General features: G+C 70.5%; 12 protein-coding genes. 5 read left to right on the forward strand and 7 right to left on the reverse strand.

Going from position 1 to position 15815, the window contains the following annotated elements; all coding sequences use genetic code 11:
* Positions 1–5: 5 nt before the first annotated feature.
* The gene (gene ispD, locus ACFVTX_RS03635; protein ID WP_386898112.1) at positions 6–1229 is read right to left on the reverse strand and encodes a 2-C-methyl-D-erythritol 4-phosphate cytidylyltransferase; all 1224 of its coding nucleotides are present in this window, start codon (positions 1227–1229) and stop codon (positions 6–8) included.
* 95 nt (positions 1230–1324) lie between these two features.
* Positions 1325–1807 carry a CarD family transcriptional regulator gene (locus ACFVTX_RS03640; RefSeq protein WP_022889889.1) on the reverse strand — a complete coding sequence of 161 codons (483 nt, stop codon included), beginning with the start codon at positions 1805–1807 and terminating at the stop codon, positions 1325–1327.
* A 156-nt stretch (positions 1808–1963) separates the two neighbouring features.
* On the opposite strand from ACFVTX_RS03640, the gene ACFVTX_RS03645 reads away from it, so the two are divergent.
* Positions 1964–2440: a hypothetical protein gene (locus ACFVTX_RS03645; protein ID WP_386898114.1), complete on the forward strand. Its 477-nt coding sequence runs from the start codon at positions 1964–1966 to the stop codon at positions 2438–2440.
* A gap of 90 nt (positions 2441–2530) precedes the next feature.
* Here ACFVTX_RS03645 and ACFVTX_RS03650 read toward each other — a convergent pair whose 3' ends face one another.
* Together ACFVTX_RS03650 and ACFVTX_RS03655 are read right to left on the reverse strand one after the other, a co-directional pair.
* Complete coding sequence (locus tag ACFVTX_RS03650) at positions 2531–3211, reverse strand: winged helix-turn-helix domain-containing protein (protein ID WP_386898115.1); 681 nt, start codon at positions 3209–3211, stop codon at positions 2531–2533.
* A complete protein-coding gene (locus ACFVTX_RS03655) occupies positions 3208–4389 on the reverse strand; it encodes a sensor histidine kinase (RefSeq protein ID WP_386898117.1) in 1182 nt (393 codons plus the stop codon). The genes ACFVTX_RS03650 and ACFVTX_RS03655 overlap by 4 nt, the downstream gene beginning before the upstream one ends.
* A gap of 184 nt (positions 4390–4573) precedes the next feature.
* Between ACFVTX_RS03655 and phoU the strand changes: the two genes are divergently transcribed.
* Entirely contained in the window at positions 4574–5233 is a 660-nt protein-coding gene (gene phoU / locus ACFVTX_RS03660) for a phosphate signaling complex protein PhoU (RefSeq protein ID WP_386898118.1), read from the forward strand.
* A 126-nt stretch (positions 5234–5359) separates the two neighbouring features.
* On the opposite strand, the gene ACFVTX_RS03665 is transcribed toward phoU, so the two are convergent.
* Positions 5360–6106 carry a phosphoglyceromutase gene (locus tag ACFVTX_RS03665; protein ID WP_386898120.1) on the reverse strand — a complete coding sequence of 249 codons (747 nt, stop codon included), beginning with the start codon at positions 6104–6106 and terminating at the stop codon, positions 5360–5362.
* A gap of 100 nt (positions 6107–6206) precedes the next feature.
* On the opposite strand from ACFVTX_RS03665, the gene ACFVTX_RS03670 reads away from it, so the two are divergent.
* The 3 genes from ACFVTX_RS03670 (at position 6207) to ACFVTX_RS03680 (ending at position 13951) form a co-directional block, all read left to right on the forward strand.
* The gene (locus ACFVTX_RS03670) at positions 6207–7064 is read left to right on the forward strand and encodes a class I SAM-dependent methyltransferase (protein ID WP_386898122.1); all 858 of its coding nucleotides are present in this window, start codon (positions 6207–6209) and stop codon (positions 7062–7064) included.
* A gap of 199 nt (positions 7065–7263) precedes the next feature.
* Entirely contained in the window at positions 7264–13371 is a 6108-nt protein-coding gene (locus ACFVTX_RS03675) for a ThuA domain-containing protein (protein ID WP_386898123.1), read from the forward strand.
* A 121-nt stretch (positions 13372–13492) separates the two neighbouring features.
* Positions 13493–13951, forward strand: coding sequence for an SRPBCC domain-containing protein (locus ACFVTX_RS03680; RefSeq protein ID WP_386898124.1), 459 nt, complete (start codon positions 13493–13495; stop codon positions 13949–13951).
* A gap of 68 nt (positions 13952–14019) precedes the next feature.
* On the opposite strand, the gene ACFVTX_RS03685 is transcribed toward ACFVTX_RS03680, so the two are convergent.
* Entirely contained in the window at positions 14020–15177 is a 1158-nt protein-coding gene (locus tag ACFVTX_RS03685; protein ID WP_386898125.1) for a YgfZ/GcvT domain-containing protein, read from the reverse strand.
* Positions 15177–15785, reverse strand: coding sequence for an FABP family protein (locus tag ACFVTX_RS03690; protein ID WP_386898127.1), 609 nt, complete (start codon positions 15783–15785; stop codon positions 15177–15179). Before ACFVTX_RS03690 ends, ACFVTX_RS03685 begins: the two co-directional genes overlap by 1 nt.
* Positions 15786–15815: the final 30 nt, after the last annotated feature.

Consider the following 15815-nt stretch of genomic DNA (forward strand, 5'->3'; position numbering starts at 1 on the left):
GGGCCTCAGTCCGACAGGATCGTCGCCGTCGCGATCGCAGTAACGCCCTCGCCGCGCCCGGTGAATCCGAGCCCGTCGGTGGTCGTCGCCGCGACGCTCACGGGCGCGCCCACGATGCGCGCGAGCAATGCCTCGGCCTCTGCACGACGCGGCGCGAGCTTGGGGCGGTTGCCGACGACCTGCACCGACACGTTGCCGACGCGGAAGCCGGCATCGGCGAGACGCCGCACGGTCTCGGCGAGGAACACCTCGCCGTGCGCGCCTGCGAGACGCGGGTCGTCCGTTCCGAACATGCCGCCGATGTCGCCGAGGCCGGCGGCGGCGAGCAGCGCATCGCAGATCGCGTGCGCGGCGGCGTCACCGTCGCTGTGTCCTGAGAGGCCTCGCTCCCCCGGCCAGTGCAATCCCGCGAGCCAGAGCGGCGTGTCAGGATCGTCCGCAAATGCGTGAACATCAATGCCGGTTCCGACGCGCGGGCCCGTGACGGATGCCACATACGGCGGTCGTTCGAGCGCGGGGCTCGCCGAGCCATCCACTCGCACCCGCTCGGCCACGAGCTGTTCGGCGCGCCGCAGGTCGGCGGGCACGGTGATCTTGAAGGCGCGCACGTCGCCCGGCACGGTCTCGACGACGAGGCCCGCGGCCGCGACGAGCGCCGCGTCGTCGGTGAACTCCTCGCGCGCGGTCGCGTACGCGTGGTCGAGCGAGGCCCGTGGGAAGCCCTGCGGGGTCTGCACGGAGCGCAGGCTCGAGCGGTCGACGGTCTCGAGCACGCGACCGTCGTCGTCGACCCGCTTGACGGTGTCGACGACGTCGAGGGCGGGGACGATGCCGCGGCGACGCGCTCGCACGGCGGCGGCGACCTCGTCGAAGAGCGGGGCCGGGGTGAGCGCCCGGGCTGCATCGTGCACGAGCACCGTGTCGACGGCGGCGGGGAGCCCCGCGAGGCCCGCCGCGACCGACTCCTGACGGCTCGCTCCCCCGGCGACGACCTCGAACCCCGCTCCAGCGGCCGCCGCATCGGGGGCGAAGCGTTCACGCGTCGCCTCGACACGGTCGGCGGGCACGACGAGCACGAGGTGCGGGGTCTGCCGCATCGCGAGCACGCCGGCGACCGCCGCGGCGAGCACCGTGCCGGCGCCGAGCGGGACGAAGGCCTTCGGCTCGCTGCGTCCGAGGCGGGTGCCGCTGCCCGCGGCGACGACGATGACGGCGATCGCAGAACTCACGGTTCGAGCGTAGCGCCGTCCGCGTGCGCGACGTCGGCCCTGAACGACGAACGGCGGGTGCCGAAGCACCCGCCGTCGTCGTGGATCTGGATCGCCTAGGAGGCGAGCACCTCGTCGAGCACGGTCGAAGCCGCCTCTTCGTCGGTCTTCTCGGCGAGCGCGAGCTCGGAGATCAGGATCTGGCGTGCCTTGGCGAGCATGCGCTTCTCGCCGGCGGAGAGCCCGCGGTCCTGGTCGCGGCGCCACAGGTCGCGGACGACCTCGGAGACCTTGATGACATCACCCGACGCGAGCTTCTCGAGGTTCGCCTTGTAGCGACGCGACCAGTTGGTCGGCTCCTCGGTGAAGGGGGCGCGCAGCACCTCGAACACCTTGTCGAGGCCCTCCTTGCCGATGACGTCGCGAACGCCGACGAGGTCGACGTTCTCGGCGGGCACCTCGATGACGAGGTCTCCCTGCGTGACGTTCAGCTTGAGGTAGAGCTTCTCTTCACCCTTGATGATGCGTTTCTTGACCTCGGTGATCGTTGCGGCACCGTGGTGGGGGTAAACGACGGTTTCGCCAACCTCAAAAAGCATGAATAGTAGTCCTTTCGGCAACTTTCAGGATATCACATTCGCGATCGTGCTAAGGTTCGCCTCCCCTTCTCACGGGCGGTCCGGCGTACGATATGCTCGGATTCGATCGCACGTGCTGTCTGGTTCGTGCGCGCATTTCCGCACTTTGGAGGTTCTGTGAAGGCGCGTCTCGCCGCATCCGCTGCTCTGGCCCTCGGCGTCGCTCTCGGCGCGAGCGGGTGCTCGATGGTCACCTACCAGGCCACGACCGAACACTACGACGCGAGCGACGGCGTCTCGGCGAACGTCGGCGACCTCGACCTCCGCAACATCCTCGTCGTGAGCGAAGACGGCGTCGACGGCACCCTCGTGCTCACGATCATCAACAACGGTGACGAGAAGGTCAGCCTCGACGTCCAGGTCGACGGCGGCGACACCGTGACCATCCCCGTGAAGGCCGGCGAGACCGTCGCCTTCGGCGCCGACGCGGTCGAAGGCGAAGAGGAGGTCGAGCCGATCATCCTCGAGGGCATCGACACCAAGCCCGGCGCGAACCTCCCGATCTACTTCCAGTACGGCTCGGCCGAGGGCGTCGAGAAGCAGGTGCCCGTGCTCGACGGGCGTCTCCCCGAGTACGAGTCGCTGGTTCCCTGAGCCGCGCTCGCACCCCAGAACGACGCGAAGAGCGGATGCCAGGTGGCATCCGCTCTTCGCTGTATGCGGCGCCCACCGGGGGCGCGTGGCTCACGCCTCGAATCGATAGCCGAGGCCGCGCACGGTGACGAGCTGCACCGGCTCTGACGGCGCCGCCTCGATCTTCGAGCGGATGCGCTTGATGTGCACGTCGAGGGTCTTGGTGTCGCCGAAGTAGTCGGAGCCCCAGACCCGGTCGATCAGCTGACCGCGGGTGAGCACTCGCCCGGGGTTGCGCATGAGCAGCTCGAGCAGCTCGAATTCCTTCAGCGGCATGGGCACGGGCGCCCCGTCGACCTCGACCGTGTGACGATCGACGTCCATCTTGACGCGACCGCCCTCGAGCACCGCCTCGTCGAAGTCCTCGATCTCGGTGCGGCGGCGCAGCACCGCACGGATGCGGGCGAGGAGCTCCCGCGTCTTGTAGGGCTTCGTGACGTAGTCGTCGGCGCCGAGCTCGAGGCCCACGACGATGTCGATCTCGCTGTCCTTCGCGGTGAGCATGATGATCGGCACCGTCGAACGGGTGCGGATCTCACGGCACACCTCGGTGCCGGGCAGGCCCGGCAGCATGAGGTCGAGCAGCACCAGGTCGGCGCCGTCGCGGTCGAAGGCGGCGATCGCCGAGGGGCCGTCGGCGGCCACCTCGATCTCGTACCCCTCGCGCTCGAGCAGGAAGCTCAGCGGGTCGGAGAGGGCGATCTCGTCTTCGACGAGGAGGATGCGGGTCACTGACGGTCTCCTTGCTGGGTTGCTGCGAGTTCGGCGCGCTCCTCGCCCAGGACGGGCGACTGCGCGAGCGGAAGCTTGATCATGAACGTCGAGCCGCGGCCGGGCTGCGACCACACGCGGACGTCGCCGCCGTGGTTCTGCACCGTGTGCTTCACGATGCTGAGCCCGAGCCCCGAACCGCCCGTGTTGCGCGAGCGCGCCTGATCGACGCGGTAGAAGCGCTCGAAGACCCGGTCGAGGTCGTCGCTCTCGATGCCGATGCCCTGATCAGTGACGGCGATCTCGACCTCGTCGCCGTCGACCTTCACCCCGACGCCCACACGCCCGCCCTCGTTCGAGTAGGCGATCGCGTTCGCGACGAGGTTGTGCACCGCGACGATCATGAGGGCGCGGTCGGCGTAGACCTGCGCGCCCGTGCCGGCCTTCACGGCGACGTCGACCCGCTTGCCGCCCGCGACGACGCGGTTCTGGTCGACGGCGGCGGCGACGATCTCATCGACGTCGACGAGCACGTCGGGTCGCAGCGCGTCGCGGGCCTGCAGGCGCGAGAGCTCGATGACCTCGCTCGTGATGTGCGCGAGCCGGCTCGCCTCGACCGAGAGCCGGCCGGCGAAGCGGCGCACCTGGTCGGGTTCGTCTGCGGCCTGGTCGAGCGCCTCGGCGAGAAGGCTCACGCTGGCGATCGGGGTCTTGAGCTCGTGGCTGATGTTGGCGACGAAGTCGCGGCGCACCTCGTCGAGGCGGTGCGACTCGGTGCGGTCCTCGGCGAGGAGGAGCACGAAGCGGGTGCCGAGGCGGGCGACCCGCACCCGCAGGCGCAGCGGCGACTCGCCGTAGGGCGAACGGGCGACCGTGACCTCGTCGGCGACGGGCTCGCCCGAGCGGCGCACCGAGGTGACGAGGTCGAGGAGTTCGGGGTGCACGAGCGCCTGCTGCCGCACGAGCCCCATCGAGAGGGCGCCGGGCGAGGCGCGCAGCACGTTGTTCGAGGGATCGAGCACGACGCCGGCCGATTCGAGGACCTCGAGGACCTGGTCCACCCCGTCGGGGATCGTCGGTGCGACGACCTTCGCGGCGCTCGAGCCGCGTCGCTCGGCGAAGTGCAGCACGATCATGAATGCTGCGCCGAGGAAGATGCCGAAGGCGAGCGCCGTGAGCACCGCCCAGGTTGATTCCATGGCACCAGACTAACGAGGCGCCAGGCGGCGAGAGACCGTCTTTCCGTTGTGCGGCGGTACGTTAGGGAGTGTTCAACGTCCCGGCACCCGTTGTTCATCTTCGGCCGGGAGGATGTCCCGGAGCCGGGTCATCCCGGAGGGTTCGTGCTGTGCGCGCGAGCGACGAGAGGTAGAGGAATCCGACATGCGTGAGGTGTTCCAGCAGGAGCTGGCCGAGGTGCAGGACCGACTCGTGGAGATCGCCGACCTCGTCGCGATCTCCATCGACAAGGCGACGCGGGCGTTCAACGAATCGGACGTGAGCCTCGCCGAAGAGGTCATCGCGGACGACGACAAGATCGACCAGGCGGCCGTCGAACTCGATGAGCTCGCCATCACCATCCTCGCGAAGCAGCAGCCCGTCGCCCGCGACCTGCGCATCGTCGTGAGCGCGCTGCGCATCAGCGCCTCGCTCGAGCGCATGGGCGACATGTCGACCCACATCTCGCAGCTCGCCCGCTACCGGTTCCCCGACAAGGTGGTGCCGAAGTCGCTGCGCCCGACCTTCTCGGAGATGGGCCGCCTCGACGTCGAGATCGCCCGCAAGCTCGTGGAGCTCCTCCGCACCGAGGACGTGCACCTCGCCGAGGAGATCCGCAACGAGGACGACAAGGTCGACGCACTGCACCTCTCTGTGTTCGACAAGGTGCTCGGCGAGAAGTGGAAGGGCGAGACCGTCGACACGGTCGACGCGACCCTCGCGAGCCGGTACCACGAGCGCTTCGCCGACCACGCCGTCTCGATCGCGAAGAAGGTCCAGTACCTCGCGACCGGCGACTGGGACCCGGAGAAGTCGGCGAACTGATCCGACCGGGGGGTCGGGTCGCCCGGTGGTCGAGGAGCGCCCGACGAAGGAGGACGCGTCTCGAGACCCCGCTTCAGACACGCATAAGGGCGGATGCCACCGGCATCCGCCCTTCTCGCGTTCTCGCTACTTCTTGCCCTGCGCGGCGACCGCGGCGGCGCCGGCCGCGGCGGCCTCGGGGTCGAGGTATTCGGCCGGCTTCGTCGGGCGGAACTCGTCGTCGAGCTCGTAGACGAGCGGGATGCCCGTCGGGATGTTGAGCTCGGCGATGTCGTCGTCGCTGATGCCGTCGAGGTGCTTCACGAGTGCGCGGAGCGAGTTGCCGTGCGCGGTGACGAGCACCGTCTTGCCTGCGGCGAGGTCGGGCACGATGCCCTCCTGCCAGTACGGCAGCATGCGCGCGATGACGTCTTTCAGGCACTCGGTGCGGGGCAGCTCGTCGTCGGAGAGGTTCGCGTAGCGCGGGTCGCCGACCTGCGAGTACTCGGCGTCGTCGGCGAGCGCGGGCGGCGGCACGTCGAACGAGCGGCGCCAGAGCTGGAACTGCTCGGGGCCGTACTTCTCGAGCGTCTCGGCCTTGTCGAGACCTTGCAGCGCACCGTAGTGGCGCTCATTGAGGCGCCAGGTGCGGCGCACGTCGATCCAGGAACGGTCGGCGACGTCGAGCGCGATGTTCGCGGTCTGGATGGCACGGCTCAGCACGGAGGTGTGCAGCACGTCGGGCAGGATGCCCGACTCGCGCAGCAGCTCGCCCGCGCGCGCGGCCTCGGTGAGGCCCAGCTCTGAGAGCCGGACGTCGACCCAACCGGTGAACAGGTTCTTCTGGTTCCATTCGCTGTTGCCGTGACGGAGCAGCACGAGGGTGTGAGGCATGCCTCCAGCCTAGCGGCGGGGCTCCGGACGCCCCGCCCGCATGAAGGTCGATGACGGCCGGATGCCCGGCGGCCGCCGTCGAGGCTGTCAGACTTGGGGCATGCCCGCGGACGCCTCGCCCCACCCCCGGCGCCTCCGGCCCGGGCAGCGCGTGGGCACCGTGACCCGGGGCACCACGAACACGAACCGTCTCCGCCGGGTCGACCGCTGGATCGCCGCGCACCCCGCACTGCTGCACGCCACCGACCCGTTCGTCGTCGACCTCGGCTACGGGGCGAGCGGCGTGACCACCCTCGAGCTCGCCTCGCGGCTCGCGCACGTCCGGCCCGACGTGCGGGTGCTCGGCCTCGAGATCGAACCCGAGCGGGTACGGGTCGCGCGCGATCAGCTCGCGCGCGTGCACGCGGGCGAGGCGCATTTCGACCGGGGACTCGACGTCGACTTCGCGGTCGGCGGCTTCGAGGTGCCGGTGCCGGGCGGCGCCCGCCCCGCCGTGATCCGCGCGTTCAACGTGCTGCGGCAGTACGACGAGTCGGAGGTCGCGGCCGCCTGGGCGCTGATGCGCTCGCGGCTGGCCCCGGGCGGCCTCCTCGTCGAGGGCACCTGCGACGAACTGGGGCGGGTGTCGAGCTGGGTCGGGCTCGGGGCATCCGGACCTCGGACCTTCACCGTGAGCCTGCGCCGCTCGGGGCTCGAGCTGCCCTCGATCGTCGCCGAACGCCTGCCGAAGGCGCTCATCCACCGGAACGTGCCGGGCGAGCGCATCCATGCGCTGCTCGGCGATCTCGACCTCGCGTGGCGGACCCATGCGGCGATGACGGTCTACGGGCCGTCGCAGCGGTGGATCGCGACGATCGCGACCCTGCGCCACGAGGGCTGGCCGATCATCGGCGGGCCGCGACGCGCGCGCCTCGGCGAGCTGACGGTACCGTGGGCGGCGGTGGCGCCGCTCCCGTGAGCGGGGCGACATGAACGTCGACTGGTGCGCGCGTTCTGCATCACGCAAAAGCATTACCAGACATACAAGATTCGTAAGAAGTCGAGCAGTAAACATCTTTTGCTTGACGTGCGGCAAAAGTCTCCCCTAGGTTCAAACCGGACTCGCATCTCGCTCGCGAGCGCACGCGTGTCCAGCATTGGAAACCAACGGAGGTCTCATGCTGACGAAGCTGCCCCATGTCCTCTCCCGGCTCCTCGCCGGGACACTCGCCTCGATACTCGCCGCCGGCGCGATCGTGGCGACCGCCGCACCAGCACAGGCGCACGACGGCGCCCATGTGCTGATCTTCACCAAGACCACGCAGTACCGGCACACCGACGCGATCGACAAGGGCACGCCCCTGATCACCGCGGCCCTCGAAGCCGAGGACATGGTGGTCACCCACACCGAGGACTCCACGGTCTTCAACGACCAGGCCCTCGCCGAGTACGACGCCATCATCATGTTCCAGACCTCGGGCGACCCCTGGAACGCCGACCAGAAGGCCGCGCTCGAGCGCTACCAGGAGGCCGGCGGCGGCATCGTCGCGATCCACAACGCCACCGACATGCGCGGCAACTACGCCTGGTGGGACGAGCTCGTCGGCTCGCTCATGCCCGGCCACGCCGCCACCGGCACCGACCCCGGCCAGACCGGCACCGTGCGCATCGAGGACCACACGCACCCCTCGACCGAGCACTTCGAGGCCGACCGCTGGACCCGCGGCGACGAGTGGTACAACTTCTCGAACAACGTGCGCGGCACCGCGCACGTGCTCGCCTCGATGGACGAGTCGACCTACACCGCGGGCAGCAACGGCATGGGCTACGACCACCCGATCTCGTGGTGCAAGCCCTACGACGGCGGCCGTGCCTGGGTGACCGCGATGGGCCATTACGGCTCGCACTTCGAAGAGCCCGACCTCATGAAGCACCTCGTCGGCGGCGTGAAGTACGCCGCGGGCGTCGAGGCCGGCGACTGCGGCGGCACCGTCTGGAGCAACTTCGAGAAGGTCGCGCTCGACGAGAACACCTCGGCCCCCTTCGCGATGGACATCGCCGAGGACGGCCGCGTGTTCTACACCGAGCTCGTGCGCGGCCAGGTCCGCGTCTGGGACCCGGCGACGAACGCCGTGACCACCGCCCTCGAGCTCGACGTCTACTCGGGCGGTGAGGACGGCCTCCTCGGCATCGCCCTCGACCCGAAGTTCACCGAGAACGGGCGGGTGTACCTCTACCGCTCGCCCGATGCGCCGAACAACTCCGACCCGTCGAGCTTCTTCAGCCGCGTCTCCCGCTTCACGATGGAGAACGGCGTCATCGACCCGGCGACCGAGGAGCTCATCATCGAGGTGCCCGCGCGGCGCCTCCCCGACGAGCCCGGCCACACCGGCGGCGGCCTCGACTTCGACGCGCAGGGCAACCTGTACCTCGGCGTCGGCGACGACGTGAACCCGCACTCGGAGCCCTCGGGCGGCTACGCGCCGCTGTCGACGCGCCCCGGCACGTTCCACGACGCCCGTGAGACCTCGGCGAACACGAACGACCTGCGCGGCAAGCTGCTGCGCATCACGCCGAAGGCCGACGGCCCCGGCTACACGATCCCCGAGGGGAACCTCTTCCCCGAGGCCGCCGACGCGAACGACAAGACGCTGCCCGAGATCTACGCGATGGGCTTCCGGAACCCCTTCCGCTTCTCCGTCGACCAGTCGACCGGTGCGATCAGCCTCGCCGACTACTCCCCCGACAACGGCAGCGACGCGCCCGCCACGCGCGGCCCCGCCGGCATCGCGGAGTGGAACTACATCACGAGCCCCGGCAACTACGGCTGGCCGCTCTGCATGGGCCAGAACGAGCCGTTCCGCGACGTCGACTACACGACGAACCCCGTCACGGTCGGCGACTACTTCGACTGCGCCGCGCCGATCAACGACTCGCCCCGCAACACCGGTCTGACCGAGCTCCCCGCCGCGCGCGGCGCCGACCTCGCATACGGCTACAAGCGCTCGTCGGTGCCCGGCATCATCCCGCAGGGCGGCGGCCTCGCCCCCATGGGCGGCCCGGTGTACGAGTACGACCCCGAGCTCGTGAGCGACACGAAGTTCCCGGCGTCGTACGACGGCAAGCCCTTCTTCTACGAGTGGGCGCGCAACAAGATGTACTCCATCCAGCTCGCAGGCGGCGACGCGGCCCCGGGCGACCAGATCGAGAAGGTGAACGCGTTCCTCCCGCAGGAGCAGTTCCTCGCCCCGATCGACTCGCGCTTCGGCCCCGACGGCTCGCTCTACGTGCTCGACTGGGGCGGCGGCTTCGGCCGTGACAACCCGAACTCGGGCCTGCACCGCATCGACTACATCCAGGGCTCCCGTTCGCCGATCGCGAAGATCTCGATCGACCGCGACTCGGGTCAGGCGCCGCTCGCGTTGACCTTCGACGGCTCGGGCTCGAGCGACCCCGAGAACGCCGCGCTGCAGTACGCGTGGGACTTCGACGGCGACGGCACGACCGACGCGACGACCCCCCAGGCGAGCCACAGCTACGCCGCCGACGGCGTCTACGACGCCCGTCTGACGGTCACGGACCCCGATGGCAAGACCGGCACGACCACCGCGCCGATCACCGTCGGCAACACCCGCCCGCAGGTCGGCATCTCGCTGCCGCCGACCGGTGCGTTCTTCGACTTCGGCGACGACCTCAACTGGGCCTCCCAGGTGAGCGACCCCGAGGACGGCACGGTCGACGGCTCGGAGGTCATCATCCAGCCGGCGCTCGGCCACGACGACCACGCGCACCCGCTCACCCCGCTCTCGGGTCTCACCGGCACCACGCCGACGAGCCTCGGCGGCCACGCCCCCGATGAGGACATCTTCTTCGCGATCGACGCCCGGTACACCGACCACGGCGGCGCAGGCGGGGTCAACCCGCTCACGGGCTCGGCGACGACGCTCGTGTTCCCGAAGGTGAAGCAGGCCGAGTTCTTCGACACCTCCTCGCCCGGTGTCTCCGTCGTCGCGAGCCGCGACGTCGGCGGCGCCGAGGGCGACCGCATGGTCGTCGCTCGCGACGGGGACTGGGTGAACTACGAGCCGGTGAGCTTCCACCGCATCGACCGTCTCGCGCTGCGGGTCTCCGCGGTCGCCGAGGGCACGAGCATCGAGCTGCGCCAGGGCGCCGCCGACGGCGCACTGCTCGCGACCGCCGCGGTTCCTGCGACCGGTTCGACCCGCTTCGCGGACGTCACGCTCGACGTGAGCTCGTTCTCGGGTGACTCGATGAACCTCTTCCTCGTCTTCCGGGGCGGAGAGGTGAAGCTCAACTTCCTCGAGGCGATCGGCCGGGGCTCGTCCCCGACCTCGGCCCCCGAGGTCGCGATCACCTCGCCGGCGGCGGGCGTCCAGCTCGAGCCCGGTCAGGATGTCACGGTGGAAGCCGCGGCGAGCGACGAGTTCAACACGGACGGTTCGGTCACCTCGGTCGAGTTCTTCGTCGACGGCGAGTCGATCGGCACCGACACCGAGGCGCCGTACACGGCCGCCTGGTCGTCGCCCGAGGAGGGGCTCTACGAGCTCACCGCGGTCGCGACGAACGCCGCGGGCAAGTCGAAGACCTCGCGCACCGTCCTGTCGCAGGTCGGTGAGCTGTTCGGTGCCCTCGTGCCGTTCACGAACGCCGACGGCCTCTTCGAGCGCATCGGTGCCGGCAAGTTCCGCATCACCGGCGCCGGCGACAACACCTGGCAGGGGGTCGACGAGTACTCGACGCTGTACGCTCCGGCGGGCGGCGACGAGGACTGGGAGGCCGTCGTCAAGGTCGACGCCCAGCAGAACACGAACGGTTCGGCGAAGGCCGGCATCATCGTGCGCAACGACCTCACGCAGCCCGGCACCTCGCCCGGCTACGCGATGGTCGGCATCCGTCCGAACAACGGCGTCGAGTTCCTCGCGGACCCCGACGGCAACGGACAGCTCAACACCTCGGTCGCGGGCGGCTCGACGAGCTACCCCACCTGGGTGAAGCTCAAGCGGTCGGGCACCGAGTACACGGCCTACTTCTCGAAGAACGGCACGAGCTGGACCCAGGTGGGCGGTGCGGTGACCCTCGCGGCCGCCGCGAGCACGCAGGACGTCGGCATGTTCATGGTCGCGCACTCGGGTTCGGCGGGCGCCGTCGACTTCTCGGAGTTCGCGATCGACACCGACCCGCAGGGCCCCCAGCCCGAGCAGCCGCTCGAGCCGCTCATGTGCGTGGGCGCACCCTTCTCCGACGAGTTCGACGCTCCGGCGCTCGCACCGTCGTGGACGGTTCGCTCGGGCACGGTGCCGGTGACCCAGTCGGGCGGAGCGGTGACGCTCCCCGTGACGCCGGGTGACATCAACGAGGCCGCGACCGGTCCGGTCAGCTTCATCGGCAAGCCCACCCCCGCAGGGGCGTGGGAGGCGACGACGAAGATCGACCTCGCGCACACCTCGCACTGGCAGTGGGCCGGTCTCGTGCTCCACGGCAGCGACGACGAGTACAACAAGCTCGCCTTCGTGCGCAACCAGAGCGGCGGACGGTTCATCGAGTTCCAGAGCGAGACGGCGGGCTCGCGCTCGACGGCTGCGTCTCCGGCGCTCCCGGCCGACTTCCCGAGCACGATCCACCTGAAGCTCACGAGCGACGGCAGCGTGCTGAAGGGCGCGTACTCGGCCGACGGGCAGAACTGGACGGCCCTGGCCGGCCAGCTGCAGCAGAAGCCGAACGCACGCCTCGGCGTCATGGCCGCGGGTGACCTCGGCTCGACGCCGACGGTCGCGAAGGTCGACTGGCTGCGGGTCACGCCCGACGCCGACACGCGCACCCCGGTCACGCCGAGCGACGCGTTCGACGGCACGGCGCTCGACGGCTGCCGCTGGGCGGAGAGCGTCCGCTACGACTCGAACCACCTCGAGGTCGCCGACGGCCACCTCAAGATCGAGACGCAGCCGGGCGACATCAACGGGTCGAACCCCGTGTCGCCGCGCAACTTCATCCTCACCGAGGCGCCCGAGGGCGACTGGGTGGCGACCACGAAGTTCACGGCGCCGCTGAAGCACCGCTACCAGCTGGCCGGGCTCATGATGTGGGCCGACGACGACAACTACGTCAAGGCCGACATCGTCGCGTACAACAACCCGGGCAGTGCGCTCGACCTCCGGGCCGAGCTCGCCGGTGAGAAGGACGCGTCGGGCATCGGCAGCCGCAACCTCAACATCGCCGACTCCAGCGAGAGCGGGTACTGGTACCTGCGCGTGACGAAGTCGGGGTCGAGCTACTCGGCCGAGGTGAGCGACGGCGGCGTCAACTGGACGTCGATCGGTGCGCCGATCACGTTCGACCGCGCACTGCGGGGCATCGGCCTCATGGCCATCGGCCCGCAGCAGGAGGAGCCGGTCGTCGTCGAGTTCGACTCGTTCGACCTCGAGGTCCCGGTCATCGACGTCACGGCGCCGACGACCGAACTCGGGTGGACCCCGGCCGAGCCGAACGGCGCCGAGGGCTGGTACACGGCCGCTCCGAGCTTCGCGCTCACGGCGGGCGACGGCGACGGCACCGGTGTCGCCTCGACCGAGTACGCGATCGGCGACGGCGCGTGGACGGCCTACACCGAGCCCGTGCAGGTGACGGGCGAGGGCGAGACCACCGTCCGCTTCCGTTCGACCGACCAGGCGGGCAACGTCGAGGAGGTGCGCTCGACGAGCGTCCGGCTCGACACGGTCGCACCGGTCACCACGGCGACGGTCGGCGAGATCGACCGCGGCGCGGTGTTCACCCTCACGGCGGTCGACGAGACCTCGGGTCTCGCCGGCACCGAGGTCCGGGTCGACGGCGGCGACTGGGCCGCCTACGGCGAGCCGGTCACGGTGACGGGAGCGGGCACGCACACGGTCGAGTACCGCTCGACCGACGTCGCGGGCAACGCCGAGGCGTCGCAGACCGCCGAGGTCACGATCGACGAGCCGCTGCCCGTCGAGCTCGGGGTCACGGCGACCGCGGCACCGCAGTGCGTCGCCGGCACCGTGGACCTCGGGGTCTACGCCGCGAACACCGGCAACGTGGCATCCGACGTCGTCATCACGACGCCGTGGGGCACCCATGAGATCGCCGATGTCGCCGCAGGCTCGGCCGTGTACCACTCGTTCGACACGGGCACGGACAAGCTCAAGAAGGGCAGCATCACGGTCGCGGTCCGTCACGACGACGGGACGCGCGAGCACGTGAAGGAGATCAAGGTCGACTTCGCGAAGCTGCACTGCAAGAAGAAGTAGCAGTCGGCTGACGATGCCCCGGGGCCTTCGGACCCCGGGGCATCGTCGCGTTCGGGGCGATACCGCCCCGACGGTCGCCGTGCGCTCTACAATCGGCCTCACGCAGAGAACGGGGAATCACATGTCCACCACTGCCCCCGATGGCGTCGCCTCGACGACGCGGACCACGTTCAGCCGCTCGACCCGCATCGCCCAGCACATCGACGCCGAGGCCGCCACCGTCTGGCGGCTGCTGACCACCGCAGCCGGGTACCCGGAGTGGAACTCGACGGTCGTCTCGCTGAGCGGCCGGATCGCGCCCGGGTCGACGATCAAGCTGGTCTCGACGCTCGACCCGAGCCGCACCTTCTCGCTGAAGATCAAGGAGTTCGAACCGAACGCGCGACTGACGTTCGGCGACTCGATGGCCACCCGCACCTACTCCCTCAGCCCCGAGGCCGGCGGCACTCGAGTGGAGATCGTCGAGCGGATCGGCAGTCCGTTCTTCCCCTTCTTCGCCCGGATGATCCCGCCGTTCGACGAGAGCTTCGAACAGTTCACCGCCGACCTGAAACGGGCAGCGGAAGCCGCGGAGCACTGAATCGCGCCGCGGTCGACGCGAGGCAGATGGGATCGGAGCTGCAGCGCCGCCCGCTCGCGCGAGAGGAGCTACGGCTTGCGGACCCCGAGGCGCGGCAGGCGCGGCACCTCGACGGCGGCACCCGCCCCCGAGGGCACGATCTCGACCTGGGCGGCGGCGACGTCGATGCCGTGGCTCAGGACGATGAGCGGCAGATCGGCGGGCACGGCGCGCTTGACGACGGCGAGCGCGATCGGGCCGAGCTCGTGGTGCATGGCGCTCGACGTGATGCGGCCGACGACCTTGCGCTCGGGCTCTTCGCCCGCGGCGGGCTCGGGGCGCACCTTCTCGCCGACGACCTCGTCGCCGGGAGCCGGCAGCACGGTGTCGCTGCCGTCGAGGTGGAGCAGCACGAGCCGACGCGGCGGTCGACCGAGGTTCAGCACCTTCGCCACCGTCTCCTGGCCCTTGTAGCAGCCCTTGCCGAGGTCGACGGCGCTGCGCAGCCAGTCGAGCTCGTGCGGGATCGTCTTCTCGTCGACCTCGCTCGCGAGACGCGGGCGCCACGCGGCGATGCGGAGCGCCTCGAGCGCGAGCGAACCCGCCACGGCGGCGCGGCCCGCAGCCACGGCGGCGGCCGCGTCGGAGAGCGCGGTGCGCGGCACGATGCGTTCGACGAGGTGCCAGTCGGATGCCGGGTGGCCGGCCTCGGCCGCGTACTGGTGGCCGACTGGGCGGGGCGAGGCCCACGGGTCGACCCAGTCGAGCGCGACGCCCGCGGGGGCGTACGGTGCGACGGCGGCGTCGAGCGCGGCGGTCGACATGGCGGCGAGCACGGCGGTCTCGGCGCTGCGGTCGGCGACCTCGACGCGCAGCATGAAGCGCATGCGGTCGAGCCAGGCGGCGAGCGGGGCGGCCTCGTCGCCCTCGACGACGAGCCAGACCGTCTCGCCGTCGTCGACGGCGTGCACGGCGTGATCGATGTGGCCCGCAGCGTCGAGGAGGAGCGCTTCGATGCCCTCGCCCGGCTGCAGACGGTCGAACGACTGGCTCGCCATCGAGTGGAGCCAGCTGAGGCGGTCGGGGCCGGTGACGGTGACGACGCCGCGGTCGGAGAGGTCGACGATCGCCTCGCCGCGTTCGAGACGGCGCTGCTCGACCATCGGGTTGCCGTAGTGCCCGGCGACGGCGGGAGCGGTCTCTGCGGCCACGGCGCCTGCGAGCGCGAGGAACGGGGACCCGGTCATCAGTCGACCTTGGCGAGGCGCGCGGAGGCGTGCGTGCGCAGGTCTTGGCCGAGGGCGGCGATGTCCCACGCCCAGAGCAGGTGGCCCTCGACGAGGCCGTAGAGGCGGGTCGCGGCCGAGTACGCCTTCGCCCCGGCCGTGCGCATGACGGCGTCGGTCGCGAGGTCGATGCGGGGGCCCTTCACCTGGCCGAGGTAGAGCTCGCTGACGCCGCCGGGGTGCACGATCGACACCTCGAGGTCGAAGCCGCCGTCGTCGTTGCGCAGTGCCTCGACCGACTCGGCGTCGGGGTAGCGCGGTTCGCCGACCGCGGGCAGCAGCGCGGGGCCGGGGTCGCTCTCGCCGAGCTCGCGGGCGAGGCGCCAGTAGCCGGTCTCGGTGGCGAGCGGCGTCGGCTCACCGCCCTCCTCGGCGGGGAACAGCCAGGTGTACGAGGTGTAGTTGAGGTGCGGCAGGCCGTCGTGGCTGAAGCTCACGCGCTGCCCGAACTCGCGGGTGACCGACTCGTCGCCGACCTTGTAGTCGATGACGCCCGTGCCCTCCCACACTCCGAGGAGCCAGGAGAGCGGAACCAGCTCTGCCGGGAGGTCGACGGGCAGCTCGATCATCGCCACGCCTTCAGCAGCGCCTAGCGCTGA

The organism is Agromyces sp. NPDC058136 (assembly GCF_042884375.1).
Classification (GTDB): Bacteria; Actinomycetota; Actinomycetes; order Actinomycetales; family Microbacteriaceae; genus Agromyces.